Genomic DNA, 15140 nt, shown 5'->3' on the forward strand with positions numbered 1-15140 from the left:
ATCAGCACAACGCAACGCCACAGGTGAGGGGGTGACGCGACATGGCCCAGCGTGAATGGGTCGAAAAAGACTTCTACAAGGAGCTGGGCGTCTCCTCTGACGCCAGTCCCGAAGAGATCAAACGCGCCTACCGCAAACTGGCGCGCGATCTGCACCCGGACGCCAACCCGGACAATCCCGCCGCCGGTGAACGATTCAAAGCCGTGTCGGAGGCGCACAACGTGTTGTCCGATCCGGCCAAGCGCAAGGAATACGACGAAACCCGAAGGCTGTTCGCCGGCGGCGGTTTTGGCGGGCGGCGGTTCGATACCGGCGGCTTCGGTGGCTTCAACGTCGGCGGCGACGGGGCGGAGTTCAACCTCAACGATCTGTTCGACGCCGCCGGCCGCAGCGGCGGCACCAACATCGGCGACCTGTTCGGCGGATTGTTCGGGCGCGGCGCCGGCGGCCGGCCCAGCCGGCCGCGCCGCGGCAACGACCTCGAGACCGAAACCCAGCTGGAATTCGTCGAGGCCGCCAAGGGTGTGGCGATGCCGCTGCGGCTGACCAGCCCGGCGCCGTGCACCAACTGCCATGGCAGCGGGGCGCGGCCGGGCACCAGCCCGAAGGTGTGTCCCACCTGCAACGGCTCCGGCGTGATCAACCGCAACCAGGGCGCGTTCGGTTTCTCCGAGCCCTGCACCGATTGCCGGGGCAGCGGCTCGATCATCGAGCACCCCTGCGAGGAGTGCAAGGGCACCGGGGTCACCACCCGGACCCGCACCATCAACGTGCGCATCCCGCCCGGCGTCGAGGACGGACAGCGCATCCGGCTGCCCGGCCAGGGTGAGGCCGGTCTGCGCGGCGCGCCGTCGGGCGACCTGTACGTGACGGTGCACGTGCGGCCGGACAAGGTGTTCGGCCGCGACGGCGACGACCTGACCGTCACCGTTCCCGTCAGCTTCACCGAATTGGCCTTGGGCTCAACCATTTCGGTGCCCACGCTGGACGGCAAAGTCGGTGTCCGGGTGCCCAAGGGCACGTCCGACGGCCGCATCCTGCGGGTGCGCGGACGCGGCGTGCCCAAGCGCAGCGGCGGCAACGGGGACCTGCTGGTCACCGTAAAGGTCGCCGTGCCACCGAATTTGGAGGGCGCGGCCCAGGAGGCGCTGGAGGCGTACGCCGCCGCCGAGCGCTCCAGCGGGTTTGACCCCCGGGCAGGATGGGCGGGTAATCGCTGATGGCCAAGGGCTCGAGTAATTCACGAAATGAGGATGCCCGAACGTTCCTGATCTCGGTCGCCGCCGAGCTGGCCGGCATGCACGCCCAAACCCTGCGCACCTACGACCGCCTCGGCCTGGTCAGCCCGCGCCGCACTTCCGGTGGGGGACGCCGCTATTCGGAGCACGACGTCGACCTGCTGCGTGAGGTGCAGCGGCTCTCGCAGGACGAGGGGGTCAACCTCGCCGGCATCAAGCGGATCATCGAGCTGACCAACCAGGTCGAGGCCCTGCAGGCGCGGATCAAAGAGTTGAACGAGGAATTGGCGCAGCTGCGCGCCAGCCAGCGCCGCGACGTGGCGGTGGTGCCCAAGAGCACCGCGCTGGTGGTGTGGCAGCCGCGCCGGGGGCGTTAATCGTCGGGAAGTTTGTCTTGCGCCCCAAGGGTTCCTGTCTCCGGAGCACACAACATTCGCAAAAGCGCTAGCGCATGTGCTAGCGCTTTTCGCATGCTCCTGGTGATCAGCAGACAGCGACTGCAGTGACCCAGGTGGTCACTGTGATCGCACCCGGATCGAAAACTGCGTCATCACCGGCTCACCCGGCGAAGCGCAGCGATAGCCGCCGCGGCGCAGCGCGTCGGTCGGTGCGGCCATCGGCTCGAAACAGATGATGGCCTTGGACGGATCGTCGACCGGCGGCGCGAAGATCTGCGCCGCCGGATAGCCCCGCTCGAAATGCACCTCGATGCGGCGTTCGCCCCCGGACACCGCGAACACCGCGCCCTCGGTGACGTCGTCGTATGCATCGTCAAAGGCCTTGTCGCGCAACGCCTCTTCGCGTGCCGGCTGCGGCTCGGACTCTCCGGTGGGCAGCCCCTTGTCGTCGAGACTCAGGTGCCGCAGCGCCGGCGTCTCGACGAGCCAGTCACCGCGGGGCACGCCCGGCAGCTGCAGGTAGGGATGAAACCCGAAGCACAGCGGCACCGCCGAGTCGCCGGTGGCGGCCACGGACGTCCGCACCGTCAGGGTGCGATCGGCCAGTCGCGCGGTCACCGTCAGCACATGCGGGTACGGGAAGCTGGCCAGCAGTCGTGGATCGGCACCGAAATCCACCAGAGCGGTCAGCTCGTTCGGGGACTCGTCCGTCACCCGCCAACCGGGATAGGCGGCCAGGACGCCGTGGATCGGCAACCCGTTGGGGTCGGCGCGCACCCCGTTCTCACCCGGCGTCAGGTCCACCGTCGCGCCCTGCGCGGTATACGTGTTCGCGCCCAACCGGTTTGCCCACGGATACAGGATCGGGATGCCCATCGTCTTGCCGTCGCTGACATAGGCGTCAAGACCGCGACGTTGGCCGAGCAACTCCGCGCCGGCGTCGCGCAGCGACGTGCCGATCATCCCCGCGTCCGGAACGAACTGGGCAACCAGTGGCGACGAAGGATCGCGCAGGGTGACGACGTGCATGGCTACCTCCAGAGCGGATCGTGCTGAATGCGTTCGGGCGGAGCGCCTTTGGCGAGTAGCGCGGACTTGGTGGCGCTGACCATCGCCGGCCCGCCGCAGATCAGGATCTGACGGTCGCCCCAGCCTCCGTACTTGGTCACCACGTCGGGCAGCCGGCCGATCTGGTGCACGTGCAGGCCCCGCGGCGGCGTGACGTCGGGATAGTCGGCGGCCCACGCCGGGTCGGCGCTGTACTCCGAGACCGGCGACACCGACAGCCACGGGTTGTGCGACGCGACCTGCCACAGGGTGGGCAGGTCGTAGAGTTCGCAGCGGTAGCGCGCGCCGAAGAACAGATGTATCCGCGGGTTGACCGCGTAGCGGGACAGGTCCATGATGAGCGCCCGCAGCGGCGCCAGGCCCGTGCTGCCGGCGACCATCAGCACGTCGCCGCCGTCTCGGTCGACGCCCAGGCCGCCGTGGGGGCTGGACAGCCGCCACCGGTCGCCGATGCGGGTTTCGTTGACGATCGCGGTGCTGACCAGGCCGCCGGGCACCAGGCGCACGTGGAACTCGATCCCGCCGCCGGGATCGGCGGGAATGGCGGGGCTCAGATACCGCCAGCGGCGCGGGCATTGCGGCACATGGGCGTTGACGTATTGCCCGGGGTGGTAGTGCATCGGCTGGTCGAGCTGCAGCCGAACGACCGCCAGGTCCCGCGACACCCGCAGGTGTTCGATGACGGTGCCGTCCCACCAGGCGGGTCCCTCCTCGGCGTCCGCGGCGCCGCTCATCACCCCGGTGATCAGGTTCAGCGACTGCCTGGCCGCGTCGTCGACCGCGCCGGTCCAGGCCGCACCCAGATGCGAGCGGAGCGTCGCCAGCAATGCGCGGCCCAGGGTGTCGTAATGGTGCGGCAGCACACCGTATTTGCGATGGTCCCGCCCGAGCTGGGCCAAAAACGCCACCGGCTCCCGCGCGCGCCGCGCGACCAGTTCGCCGTACACCCAGTGCATCGCGTGGCCGAAAGCGGCGCGCTGGGCGCTCATTTCGGGTGGGAAGAGATCGCGCACCGAGGCGTCGAGGGCGAACCAATGGGTGTAGAAGCGGTGCACCAGCTCGCCGGAATCACCCTGGGAGCCCGAGCGGCCCGCGCCGTCCGGTTCGAAGGCGTCGCGCAGCACGGCCAGCGCTTGGACGTCCTCGAGGCTCACGGGCCCCGATTCTAGGCTCGGATTCCGTGGATTCAGCCCTGCCGGACGACGTTGGCGGTCCCGGCGCTGACGATCTTGGGTGAACCCCAGTGGTAGACAACGACGTTGCCGGCTCCGGATGCGCTCAGCGCGTCCGTGCTGTCGACCGCGACGCGATTGTCGTTGCCGGAGACGGTGACGCTGGTGCAGTGGCCGGTGAGGGTGATCGTGTTGTTCTTTCCGCTCACCGACAGGTAGCCGGCGTGGCAGGGCAGCGTCTTCGTCGTACCGGCGCCGCTCAGCTGCAGCGTCCCGGCGTCGGGCACCTCACTGGACTGGCTGCCGTGGGCGAGGTCGGTATGCAGGCCGACCGAGACAAGGCCCGCGACCGCCACTCCGGCGAGGGCGGCCAGCCATAAGCCCCTGCCCCGGCGCGGGGTTCGGGTGGGGTCGGCGGCCTGATCGGGGTGTTGCATCGTCTGCGTCATCGCTACGGGGGTACCCCGTACGGCGTAGTGCCCAAAACTCGGTAGAGTTGAGCGGAACAGACTCAACATTGATGACGTTGAACAAGCAGACAAGCATTTTTGCCAGCTCCCTTTCGACCCGAATGGAGGCGTCGTGGACTCTTTCAACCCGACCACCAAGACCCAGGCGGCGCTGACCTCGGCGCTGCAGGCGGCCTCGGCCGCCGGTAACCCGGAGATCCGGCCCGCCCACCTGCTGATGGCGTTGCTGACCCAGGCGGACGGCATCGCCGCGCCGCTGCTGGAGGCCGTGGGGGTCGCGCCCGCCACCATCCGCGCCGAAGCCGAGCGCCTGCTCGAGCGGCTGCCGCAGGCCAGCGGCGCCAGCTCGCAGCCGCAGCTCTCGCGCGAGTCGCTGGCCGCCATCACCACCGCCCAGCAACTGGCCACCGAGATGGACGACGAATACGTCTCCACCGAACACCTGATGGTCGGCCTTGCCACCGGCGACTCCGACGTCGCCAAGCTGCTCACCGGGCACGGCGCGTCGCCGCAGGCGTTGCGGGAGGCGTTCGTCAAGGTCCGCGGCAGCGCCCGGGTCACCAGCGCCGACCCCGAGGCCACCTATCAGGCGCTGGAGAAGTACTCGACCGACCTGACCGCGCGCGCCCGCGAGGGCAAGCTCGACCCGGTTATCGGGCGTGACAACGAGATTCGCCGCGTCGTACAGGTGTTGAGCCGGCGCACCAAGAACAACCCGGTGCTGATCGGCGAGCCCGGCGTCGGCAAGACCGCGATCGTGGAGGGCCTGGCCCAGCGCATCGTCGCCGGCGACGTGCCGGAGAGCCTGCGCGACAAGACCGTCATCAGCCTGGACCTCGGCTCGATGGTCGCCGGCGCGAAGTATCGCGGCGAGTTCGAGGAACGCCTCAAGGCCGTCCTCGACGACATCAAGAACTCCGCCGGGCAGATCATCACCTTCATCGACGAGCTGCACACCATCGTCGGCGCCGGCGCGACCGGCGAGGGGGCGATGGACGCCGGCAACATGATCAAGCCGATGCTGGCCCGCGGCGAGCTGCGCCTGGTCGGCGCCACCACGCTCGACGAGTACCGCAAGTACATCGAGAAGGACGCCGCGCTGGAGCGCCGCTTCCAGCAGGTGCTGGTCGGCGAGCCGTCGGTGGAGGACACCGTCGGCATCCTGCGCGGGCTCAAGGACCGCTACGAGGTGCACCACGGCGTGCGCATCACCGACTCGGCCCTGGTGGCCGCGGCGACGCTGTCCGACCGCTACATCACCGCGCGCTTCCTGCCGGACAAGGCCATCGACCTGGTCGACGAGGCCGCCAGCCGGCTGAAGATGGAGATCGACTCGCGGCCCGTCGAGATCGACGAGGTCGAGCGCCTGGTGCGCCGCCTCGAGATCGAGGAGATGGCGCTGGCCAAAGAAGAGGACGAGGCGTCCAAGGAGCGGCTGGAGAAGCTGCGCTCCGAGCTGGCCGACCAGAAGGAGAAGCTCGCCGAGCTCACCACGCGCTGGCAGAACGAGAAGAACGCGATCGACGTGGTGCGCGAGCTCAAGGAACAGCTCGAGGCGCTGCGCGGGGAGTCCGAGCGCGCCGAGCGCGACGGCGACCTGGCCAAGGCCGCCGAGCTGCGCTACGGCCGCATCCCCGAGGTCGAGAAGAAACTCGACGCCGCGCTTCCGCAGGCCGAGGCCCGCGAGAACGTGATGCTCAAGGAGGAGGTCGGCCCCGACGACATCGCCGACGTGGTGTCGGCATGGACGGGCATCCCGGCCGGACGGATGCTCGAGGGCGAGACCGCCAAACTGCTGCGCATGGAAGACGAGCTGGGCAAGCGCGTCATCGGGCAGCGCAAGGCGGTGACGGCGGTGTCCGACGCAGTGCGGCGCGCCCGCGCAGGCGTCGCCGACCCCAACCGGCCGACCGGTTCGTTCATGTTCCTGGGCCCGACCGGTGTCGGTAAGACCGAGCTGGCCAAGGCGCTGGCGGAGTTCCTGTTCGACGACGAGCGCGCGATGGTCCGCATCGACATGAGCGAGTACGGCGAGAAGCACTCGGTGGCCCGGCTGGTCGGCGCCCCTCCCGGCTACATCGGCTACGACCAGGGCGGTCAGCTGACCGAGGCGGTGCGGCGGCGTCCGTACACGGTGATCCTGTTCGACGAGATCGAGAAGGCGCACCCGGACGTGTTCGACGTGCTGTTGCAGGTGCTCGACGAGGGCCGGCTCACCGACGGGCAGGGCCGCACGGTCGACTTCCGCAACACCATCCTGATCCTGACGTCCAACCTGGGCTCGGGTGGCACCGAGGAGCAGGTGATGGCCGCGGTGCGCTCGGCGTTCAAGCCGGAGTTCATCAACCGGCTCGATGACGTCATCGTCTTCGCCGGCCTGGAGCCCGGTGAGCTGGTGGCCATCGTCGACATCCAGCTGGCACAGCTGCAGAAGCGGCTGGCGCAGCGCCGCCTCACCCTCGAGGTGTCGCTGCCGGCCAAGCAGTGGCTGGCGCATCGGGGATTCGACCCGGTCTACGGCGCGCGGCCGCTGCGCCGGCTGGTGCAACAGGCCATCGGCGACCAGCTGGCCAAGCTGTTGCTGGCCGGCGACGTGCACGACGGCGACACCGTGCCGGTGAACGTCAGCCCCGACGGCGACTCCCTGATCCTGGGCTGAGCCGCGCTCGAACGTCGACTTGTTGTGGTGCTTTCCCCCGAAACCGCCCAACAAGTCGACGTTCGGCGTTTGGACGCGCATTGGTAGCGTCCCACCGACGGCAGATCGGAGGCCAACATGGCGTGGGACTTCAGCACCGAGCCGGATTTCCAGGCGAAGCTCGACTGGGTCGAGGATTTTTGCCGCGAGGAGATCGAGCCGCTGGACTTCGTGTTCCCCTACGCGGTGCGCTCGCCCGATCCCCGGGTGAAGGCCTACGTGCGCGGTCTGCAGCAGCAGATCAAGGACCAGGGGCTGTGGGCGATCTTCCTCGACGAGGAGTTGGGTGGCCCCGGTTTCGGTCAGCTCAAGCTGGCGTTACTGAACGAGGTCATCGGCCGCTACTCCCAGGCCCCGCAGATGTTCGGCGCCGCCGCACCCGACACCGGCAACATGGAGATGCTCGCCGCGTTCGGCACCGAGGAGCAGAAGAAGCGGTGGCTTGAGCCGCTGCTCAACCAGGACATGTTCTCGGCGTATTCGATGACCGAGCCACAGGGCGGATCCGACCCCAGCCTGTTCAAGACCCACGCCGTGCGCGACGGCGACGAGTGGGTCATCAACGGCGAGAAGTGGTTCACCTCGGCGGGACGGGTGGCCGACATCCTCTTCGTGATGTGCACCAACGGCATGTTCGTCGTGCCGCGCCGCACCCCGGGCGTCGAGATCCAGCCGGAGCCGCGCAACCACAACCACATCATCTACAACGACGTCCGGGTTCCGCTCGACCACCTGCTCGGCCCCGAGGACGGCGCCAAGACGCTGGCCCAGCGTCGGCTCGGCGGCGGCCGCATCCACCACGCGATGCGCACCATCGCCCAGTGCCGGCTCGCGTTCGACATGATGTGCGAGCGGGCGCTGTCGCGGGAGTCGCACGGCAAGGTCATCGCGGAGCATCAGATGGTGCAGGAGAAGATCGCCGACTCGTACGCCGCGATCCGCATGCTGCGGCTGCTGGTGCTCGAAACGGCGTGGAAGATCGACAATTCCAGCACCAAGGAGGCCCGCACCGACATCGCGACGGTCAAGTTCACGATGGCGAAGGTGCTGCGCGACGTGTCGTACAACGCCCTGCACATCCTCGGGTCACTCGGGACCACCGATCTGACGCCGCTGCAGGCGATGTATGCGAGCGCGCCGACGATGGGGCTGGCCGACGGCGCCGACGAGGTCCACAAGGCCACCGTCGCCCGGCGCCTGCTGCGCGACTACAGCCCGCAGCAGCATCCGTACTGGCCGACGGAGTACTTCCCGGCCAAGCGGGAGGCGGCGTGGGCGAAATTCGAGCCGAAGTTCCAGGCAGAACCCGAACTGCGGGCCGCGGCCGAGGACTCCAAGAAGTACTTCGCCCGCCGGCGCTGACGCCCGCCCGGGCCGCAATGCATCCTGTGATTGGGTTGTGACCTGGTCGCCTTCTGTGTTCCGGGCCAATAGCAGATACGCTGTTTTGGATGGTCCCCCTCTGGTTCACGCTCTCCGCGCTGTGCTTTGTCGGCGCGGGGGTGCTGCTGTACGTCGATGTCGACCGTCGGCGCGGACGCAGCAGGCGCCGTAAGTCGTGGGCGCGGTCGCACGGATTCGACTACGAGCGGGAATCGGCCGACATCCTCAAGCGCTGGAAGCGCGGCGTGATGTCGACGGTGGGTGACGTGACCGCGCAGAACGTGGTGCTGGGCCAGATCCGAGGCGAGGCGGTCTACATCTTCGACCTCGAAGAGGTCGCCACGGTGATCGCGCTGCACCGCAAGGTTGGCACCAACGTCGTGGTGGACCTGCGGCTCAAGGGGCTCAAAGAGCCACGGGAGAGCGACATTTGGCTGCTGGGCGCGATCGGGCCGCGGATGGTGTACTCCACCAACCTGGACGCCGCCCGCCGGGCCTGCGACCGCCGCATGGTCACCTTCGCCCACACCGCGCCGGATTCCGCCGAGATCATGTGGAACGAGCAGAACTGGACGCTGGTCGCCATGCCGATCACCAGCACCCGCACCGAGTGGGACGAGGGTCTGCGCACCGTGCGGCAGTTCAACGACCTGTTGCGAGTGCTGCCGCCGCTGCCGGAGGAGACCCCGCAGGAGTCCGGGGCACCGGCGGGACCGCGCAACGCGTCGCCGAGCCGCCCGTTGGCGCCGGCGGGCCGCGCCGAGTTGCCGCCCCGGCGCGCGCAGCAGGATGTGGCCGGCCTGCTCGGGCCCGACGCCGCGCCGGGCCGCCGCGCGGCCGAGCCGGTGCGCCGCGACCAGCCGCGACCGGAGCCGCGCCCCGATACGCTGCGCCGCCCGCCCCCGACCGGGCGCAACGGCCACCAGGCCACCAACTATCAGCGCTGACGGCGGGTAGCCGGGAGGCCGGTGGGGCCGCCGTCACTAGGATGGCGCTCATGCCCCGCCCCGTCGCCCTGATCACCGGGCCCACCTCCGGGATCGGCGCCGGGTACGCGCGACGCTTCGCCCGCGACGGCTACGACCTGGTGCTGGTCGCCCGCGACGCCGATCGGTTGAACCGGCTGGCGGACGAATTGAGGAGCACCGCAGGCGACGTCGAGGTTCTCCCCGCCGACTTGGGCGATGCGGCCGACCGGCAACGGGTGTCCGATCGCCTCGCCGCCGGAGTGCGCGTCCTGGTGAACAACGCCGGCTTCGCGACGTCCGGCGACTTCTGGTCCACCGACCCCGCCGTGCTGCAATCCCAGCTCGACGTCAACGTCACCGCGGTCATGCACCTGACCCGGGCGGCGCTGCCGGGCATGCTCGACGCGGGCGCCGGCACGGTCATCAACATCGCCAGCGTCGCCGGGCTGGTGCCCGGGCGGGGCTCGACGTATTCGGCGTCCAAGGCGTGGGTGATCTCGTTCAGCGAGGGCTTGTCCGTCGGGCTGCAGGGCACCGGGGTTTCGGTGCACGCCGTGTGCCCGGGCTACGTGCGCACCGAATTTCACGCCCGCGCCGGCATCGACATGTCCAAGTCGCCGTCGTTCATGTGGCTCGAGGTCGACGATGTGGTCAGCCAGAGCCTCGCCGACATCGCCCGCGGCAAGGTGATCAGCATCCCGGGTCTGCAGTACAAGGCGATCATCGCCGCCGAGCGGATGATCCCGCGGACCCTGATGCGGGCGGTCACCAAACGAGTCGGTGGTGGCCGTGGCCGAACCTGAGCGCGAGGAGCTGGCCGAACTGGTGCGCCGCCTGGCGGTGGTGCACGGCCGGGTCACGCTGTCGTCCGGCAAGGAGGCCGACTACTACGTCGACCTGCGCCGGGCGACCCTGCACCATCGTGCGTCGGCGCTGATCGGCAAGCTGATGCGCGAGCTGACCAGCGACTGGGACTACGCGGTGGTGGGCGGGCTGACCCTGGGCGCCGACCCGGTGGCCACCGCCATCATGCACGCGCCGGGCCGGCCCATCGACGCTTTCGTTGTGCGCAAGTCCGCCAAAGCCCATGGGCTGCAACGACTTATCGAAGGCTCCGAGGTCTCCGGGCAGCGGGTGCTGGTGGTCGAGGACACCAGCACCACCGGCAACTCGGCGCTCACCGCGGTGCGCGCCGTGCAGGACGCGGGCGGCGAGGTGCTGGGAGTGGCCACCGTGGTGGACCGCGCCACCGGCGCCGCCGAGGCCATCGAGGCCGAGGGGCTGCCGTACCGCAGCGTGCTGGGACTGGCCGAGCTGGGGCTGGGCTAGGTGCCGGCTTTTTCGATGCACCGATTGCCACACCCGCCGCAGCGGTCCCCGGCCGGGGCGATGTGCGTGGTGCCCGCCTCCCAGCGACAACGGCGTCGAGGCGCGCAGGCGCCCGACTCGTCGCTCGGAGGTGGGCATTTCGTCACTCCCTTCCGGCGGGGACTGCTGTGCCGCATGTGGCCCGCGTGGCCGATGCGTTCTGGTCCGACCCCGGGGCGCTAATTCAATGCGGACCATCCTTGCGATCGCCGCGTGCCTGGCGCTCTGCCTGGCCGGCTGCTCATCGACCAACCCCGCCGCCGCGCCCTACGGGGCCCAGGGCGCGCGGCTCGGCGAATCGCTGGCGCTGCTGGGCTGGAACATGTCCGTGTCGAACCTGCGCTGGGATGGCGACTATGTGCTGGTGGACGTCGACGCGAGTCCCGCCTCGACCAAGGACCCGCACGCCAAACCCGAGGACATTCGCTTCGGCCTGTACGGCGCGCTGGCCCACCCCATGGAGGCCGACGGCCTGGGCAGCTGCGAGAACGCGAAGACCGGCGTGCACGACATTCGCGCGCCGCTGTCCGCGCCGCCCGACCGGCTCACCGGCACGGTTTGCCTTGGGCCGCTGAAGGATCGGAGTCAGGTCCGCGGCATCTACGGCTACTCGCCGCGCGACCGCATCCCGAACAGCTCGTCGGCCTATCCGGTCGCCTTCCCGGTCGGCCTCCTGCCGACCAACCCCAACGACAGCGGCGGGCTGGCGGTCAAGACCGCCAGCCTCACGGCGTGGCGGGCCGACGGCAAACCGGTGACCAAGGCGCAACTGGGTGATCCGGGGGCGTTCACCGGCAACGGCTACATGCTGCTCGGGTTGGAGGCCACCGCCATCGCGGCCCGCTACCGCGACGAGTCCGCCAAGCGCGGCGGCCCGATGATGTTGCTGGCCTCGCCGACGCTGCCCGCCCCGGGACTCAACCCCGCCTGCGCGACCTACGGCTCGTCGGTGCTGATCCTGCCCGACGCGTCGCTGGACGCGGTGCACGTCAACGCCTCGCTGTGCACCCAGGGCGAGATCAACGACGCGCTGCTTTACGCGACGCTGGCCATCGACGGCACGCACGCCGGGGTGTGGACCCAGCGATGAGCGGACCCGGGCCCACCGAATGGTCCGCGACCCCGCCCGCCGGTGTCGGGCCGTGGCCGGGCGAACCGCCCGACGACCCGCGGTACGACCCGATCCTGTTGCGCGAGGGCGACACTCGCAACGTCGTCGACGCCTACCGGTACTGGACCCGGGAAGCCATCGTCGCCGACATCGACCGGCGACGGCATCCGCTGCACGTGGCGATCGAGAACTTCGGTCACGACGCCAACATCGGTTCGGTGGTGCGCACCGCCAACGCCTTCGCCGTGCACACCGTGCACATCGTGGGGCGGCGGCGGTGGAATCGCCGTGGCGCCATGGTGACCGACCGCTATCAGCGGCTGTGCCACCACGACAGCACCGCCGAGCTGTTCGACTTCGCGGCGGACGCCGGCCTGACCGTCGTCGCCGTCGACAACGTCCCGGGCGCGGCGCGGCTCGAGGAGACCGCGCTGCCGCGCGAGTGCCTGCTGGTGTTCGGTCAGGAGGGGCCCGGGATCACCGACGACACCCGCAGCGGCGCGACCCTGACGGTGTCGATCGCCCAGTTCGGCTCGACGCGCAGCATCAACGCCGGCGTCGCCGCGGGGATCGCCATGCACACCTGGGTGGAGCAGCACGCCGACCTGTCCCGCGCCTGGTGACACCCGCCGGGCGCGTTGAGTGTGAACCGGCGGCGTTGATTGTGCGCTGACGGCGGGCCAGCTCGGCGTGTCGCCGCCGCACATGCACACCGAAAGCCCTGCGTTCACACTCGACGCCGCGCGCTCACACGCATGGGGCAGGATCGGCAGGTATGGATCAGCTATGGGCCAACCGGGCGGCCAGCTGCGAAGCCGCTGTCACACAACGGCACCTGAAGCGGCTGTGGGGTCTACCCGCCACACAGCTCGGGGTGGTGGCCTGGCCGGCGCAGCGCAAAGACCGGCTGTTCGGGACCTGGCACTACTGGTGGCAGGCGCATCTGCTGGACTGCCTCATCGACGCCCAGCAGCGTGATCCCCAGCCCCACCGGCACACCGAGATCAACCGGCAGGTCCGTTCGCACCGGCTGCGCAACAACTTCTCGTGGATCAACAACTACTACGACGACATGGCCTGGCTGGCGCTGGCGCTCGAACGTGCCGCGCGCATCGCCGGCGTCGAGCGCCGAAAAGCGTTGCCCAAGCTGGCGAACCAATTCCTGACGGCGTGGTCGCCCGAGGACGGCGGCGGCATCCCCTGGCGCAAGCAGGACAAGTTCTTCAACGCCCCCGCCAACGGCCCCGCGGGGATCTTCCTCGCCCGGTACGGCGATCACCTGAAACGTGCCGAGCAGATGGCGAATTGGATCGAGGCGACGCTCATCGACCCCGAGACGCATCTGGTGTTCGACGGCATCAAGGCGGGTTCGCTGGTGCGCGCGCAGTACACGTACTGCCAGGGCGTGGTGCTGGGGCTCGAGACCGAGCTGGCCGCCCGCGCCGGGGCCGAGGTGAGGGCCCGGCACGCCGCGCGGGTGCATCGGCTGGTCGCGGCGGTGCGCGAGCGCATGGCCCCGGCGGGCGTGCTGGTCGGCGCTGGCGGGGGCGACGGCGGCCTGTTCGCCGGCGTGACCGCCCGCTACCTGGCGCTGGTGGCGACCACGCTGCCGGGGGATTCGCCGGAGGACGCGGTGGCGCGCGACACCGCCCGCCAGATCGTGCTGGCCAGCGCGAAGTCGGCGTGGGACTACCGCCAGACGGTGGACGGGCTGCCGGTGTTCGGCCCGTTCTGGGACCGCGACGCCCAGGTGCCCACCGCGGACGGCAAAGAGGCGGAGTTCGTCGAGGGCGCGGTGATGGCCTCCGAGGTCGCCGAGCGGGACCTGTCGGTGCAGCTGTCGGGGTGGATGCTCATGGAGGCCGCCTGTAACGTCTCCGCCGAATCGTCGCACGAGGACAGGAGCGCCCTGTGAAGAAAGTCCACCCCGACGCGGAGTCGGCGCTGCACGGCCTGCTGAAGGACGGCATCACCATCGCCGCCGGCGGCTTCGGCCTGTGCGGCATCCCGGAGAAGCTGATCCGGGCCCTGGTGGACAGCGGCATCAAGGACCTCACCATCGTCGGAAACAACGCCGGCGTAGACGATTTCGGCATGGGCCTGCTGCTCAAGGGCAGGCAGGTGAAGAAGGTGATCGCCTCCTATGTGGGGGAGAACAAGGAGTTCGAGCGGCAGGTGCTGGCCGGCGAGCTCGACCTCGCGCTCACGCCCCAGGGCACGCTGGCGGAGAAGCTGCGGGCCGGCGGCGCCGGGATTCCCGGGTTCTACACGCGCACGGCCTACGGCACCAATCTCGCCGAGGGCAAGGACACCCGGGTCTTCGACGGTACGGAATACGTTCTGGAAGAAGGCATCCGGGCGGACGTGGCGCTCGTCAAGGCGTGGAAGGGCGACACGGCGGGCAACCTCGTCTACCGCAAGACGGCGCGCAACTTCAACCCCATGATCGCCACCTGCGCGGCGGTCACGGTGGCCGAGGTCGAGGAGCTGGTCGAGGTCGGCGAGCTGGATCCGGACCTGATCCACACCCCCGGCATCTACGTGGACCGCATCATCGAGGGCACCGGCTACGAGAAGCGCATCGAGTTCCGCACCACCAGCGGCGGCGCAGCGCTGAAGAACGACAGCCCCATTCGCGAGCTCATGGCCCAGCGCGCGGCCCGCGAATTGCGCGACGGCTACTACGTGAACCTGGGGATCGGCATTCCGACGTTGGTGGCCAACTTCATTCCCGACGACATCAACGTCACGCTGCAGTCGGAGAACGGCTTGCTCGGCATCGGGGCCTACCCGAGCGAGGACAGCGTGGACCCCGATCTCATCAACGCCGGCAAGCAGACCATCACGAGCCTGCCCGGCTCCAGCTTTTTCAGCAGCGCCGACTCCTTCGCGATGATCCGCGGCGGCCACATCGACCTGTCGATCCTGGGCGCGCTCGAGGTGGCCGAGAACGGCGACCTGGCCAACTGGATGGTGCCCGGCAAGATGGTCAAAGGGCCCGGCGGCGCAATGGATCTCGTGTCGGGTGTCAAGCGGGTGATCGTCGTCATGGACCACACCGCGAAAGACGGCAGCCCGAAAATCCTCAAGCAATGCACGTTGCCGCTGACCGGCAAGGGCGTCGTCGACATGATCATCACCAACCTGTGCGTCTTCGACGTCGAGCCGGGGCAGGGGCTGGTGCTCACGGAACTGCATCCCGGGGTGACGGTCGAGGACGTCCGCGCCAAGACCGGCTGCGATTTCACCGTCGCGGTCTGAGCCGC

The 15140-nt window shown here is 69.5% G+C and carries 14 protein-coding genes; 11 read left to right on the plus strand and 3 right to left on the minus strand.

Going from position 1 to position 15140, the window contains the following annotated elements; all coding sequences use genetic code 11:
* Positions 1–41 precede the first annotated feature (41 nt).
* Together dnaJ and QGN31_RS02200 are read left to right on the plus strand one after the other, a co-directional pair.
* Positions 42–1220 (plus strand): molecular chaperone DnaJ, encoded by a 1179-nt coding sequence (gene dnaJ, locus QGN31_RS02195; protein WP_008261532.1) that lies wholly within the window; start codon positions 42–44, stop codon positions 1218–1220.
* Complete coding sequence (locus QGN31_RS02200; RefSeq protein ID WP_008261523.1) at positions 1220–1615, plus strand: heat shock protein transcriptional repressor HspR; 396 nt, start codon at positions 1220–1222, stop codon at positions 1613–1615. Before dnaJ ends, QGN31_RS02200 begins: the two co-directional genes overlap by 1 nt.
* A gap of 138 nt (positions 1616–1753) precedes the next feature.
* Here QGN31_RS02200 and QGN31_RS02205 read toward each other — a convergent pair whose 3' ends face one another.
* The 3 genes from QGN31_RS02205 to QGN31_RS02215 are packed head-to-tail and all read right to left on the minus strand — an operon-like array spanning position 1754 to position 4325.
* Positions 1754–2665, minus strand: a complete 912-nt coding sequence (locus QGN31_RS02205) for an aldose 1-epimerase (RefSeq protein WP_014943045.1) — start codon at positions 2663–2665, stop codon at positions 1754–1756.
* Positions 2666–2667: 2 nt separating this feature from the next.
* On the minus strand, positions 2668–3858 hold the full coding sequence (locus QGN31_RS02210; protein WP_008261520.1) for an FAD-binding oxidoreductase: 1191 nt from the start codon (positions 3856–3858) through the stop codon (positions 2668–2670).
* A gap of 32 nt (positions 3859–3890) precedes the next feature.
* The gene (locus QGN31_RS02215; protein ID WP_420029136.1) at positions 3891–4325 is read right to left on the minus strand and encodes a DUF3060 domain-containing protein; all 435 of its coding nucleotides are present in this window, start codon (positions 4323–4325) and stop codon (positions 3891–3893) included.
* Positions 4326–4458: 133 nt separating this feature from the next.
* Between QGN31_RS02215 and clpB the strand changes: the two genes are divergently transcribed.
* The 9 genes from clpB (at position 4459) to QGN31_RS02260 (ending at position 15135) form a co-directional block, all read left to right on the plus strand.
* A complete protein-coding gene (clpB, locus tag QGN31_RS02220; protein ID WP_008261516.1) occupies positions 4459–7005 on the plus strand; it encodes an ATP-dependent chaperone ClpB in 2547 nt (848 codons plus the stop codon).
* Positions 7006–7122: 117 nt separating this feature from the next.
* Positions 7123–8406, plus strand: coding sequence for an acyl-CoA dehydrogenase family protein (locus tag QGN31_RS02225; RefSeq protein WP_009954035.1), 1284 nt, complete (start codon positions 7123–7125; stop codon positions 8404–8406).
* Positions 8407–8495: 89 nt separating this feature from the next.
* Positions 8496–9374, plus strand: coding sequence for a trehalose monomycolate transport factor TtfA (gene ttfA / locus QGN31_RS02230; RefSeq protein ID WP_014385929.1), 879 nt, complete (start codon positions 8496–8498; stop codon positions 9372–9374).
* A gap of 50 nt (positions 9375–9424) precedes the next feature.
* A complete protein-coding gene (locus QGN31_RS02235; RefSeq protein WP_043955881.1) occupies positions 9425–10198 on the plus strand; it encodes an SDR family NAD(P)-dependent oxidoreductase in 774 nt (257 codons plus the stop codon).
* A complete protein-coding gene (gene pyrE, locus QGN31_RS02240; protein ID WP_008261506.1) occupies positions 10185–10724 on the plus strand; it encodes an orotate phosphoribosyltransferase in 540 nt (179 codons plus the stop codon). Before QGN31_RS02235 ends, pyrE begins: the two co-directional genes overlap by 14 nt.
* A gap of 226 nt (positions 10725–10950) precedes the next feature.
* Complete coding sequence (locus tag QGN31_RS02245) at positions 10951–11853, plus strand: hypothetical protein (protein WP_014943041.1); 903 nt, start codon at positions 10951–10953, stop codon at positions 11851–11853.
* Positions 11850–12497 (plus strand): TrmH family RNA methyltransferase, encoded by a 648-nt coding sequence (locus tag QGN31_RS02250; protein WP_014381302.1) that lies wholly within the window; start codon positions 11850–11852, stop codon positions 12495–12497. Before QGN31_RS02245 ends, QGN31_RS02250 begins: the two co-directional genes overlap by 4 nt.
* A gap of 152 nt (positions 12498–12649) precedes the next feature.
* A complete protein-coding gene (locus QGN31_RS02255) occupies positions 12650–13789 on the plus strand; it encodes a glycoside hydrolase family 76 protein (RefSeq protein WP_014943040.1) in 1140 nt (379 codons plus the stop codon).
* Positions 13786–15135 carry a 3-oxoacid CoA-transferase gene (locus QGN31_RS02260; protein ID WP_009957192.1) on the plus strand — a complete coding sequence of 450 codons (1350 nt, stop codon included), beginning with the start codon at positions 13786–13788 and terminating at the stop codon, positions 15133–15135. Before QGN31_RS02255 ends, QGN31_RS02260 begins: the two co-directional genes overlap by 4 nt.
* Positions 15136–15140: the final 5 nt, after the last annotated feature.

The organism is Mycobacterium sp. 2-64 (assembly GCF_035918375.1).
GTDB lineage: Bacteria > Actinomycetota > Actinomycetes > Mycobacteriales > Mycobacteriaceae > Mycobacterium > Mycobacterium intracellulare.

What these genes read in the sequence shown, in the direction of transcription:
- QGN31_RS02200 (WP_008261523.1), top strand. Translation starts at nt 1,220, where the DNA reads ATGGCCAAGGGCTCGAGTAATTCACGAAATGAGGATGCCCGAACGTTC.
- QGN31_RS02205 (WP_014943045.1), bottom strand. Translation starts at nt 2,665, where the DNA reads ATGCACGTCGTCACCCTGCGCGATCCTTCGTCGCCACTGGTTGCCCAG.
- ttfA (WP_014385929.1), top strand. Translation starts at nt 8,496, where the DNA reads ATGGTCCCCCTCTGGTTCACGCTCTCCGCGCTGTGCTTTGTCGGCGCG.
- dnaJ (WP_008261532.1), top strand. Translation starts at nt 42, where the DNA reads ATGGCCCAGCGTGAATGGGTCGAAAAAGACTTCTACAAGGAGCTGGGC.
- QGN31_RS02235 (WP_043955881.1), top strand. Translation starts at nt 9,425, where the DNA reads ATGCCCCGCCCCGTCGCCCTGATCACCGGGCCCACCTCCGGGATCGGC.
- QGN31_RS02250 (WP_014381302.1), top strand. Translation starts at nt 11,850, where the DNA reads ATGAGCGGACCCGGGCCCACCGAATGGTCCGCGACCCCGCCCGCCGGT.
- QGN31_RS02215 (WP_420029136.1), bottom strand. Translation starts at nt 4,325, where the DNA reads ATGACGCAGACGATGCAACACCCCGATCAGGCCGCCGACCCCACCCGA.
- QGN31_RS02255 (WP_014943040.1), top strand. Translation starts at nt 12,650, where the DNA reads ATGGATCAGCTATGGGCCAACCGGGCGGCCAGCTGCGAAGCCGCTGTC.
- QGN31_RS02225 (WP_009954035.1), top strand. Translation starts at nt 7,123, where the DNA reads ATGGCGTGGGACTTCAGCACCGAGCCGGATTTCCAGGCGAAGCTCGAC.
- QGN31_RS02245 (WP_014943041.1), top strand. Translation starts at nt 10,951, where the DNA reads ATGCGGACCATCCTTGCGATCGCCGCGTGCCTGGCGCTCTGCCTGGCC.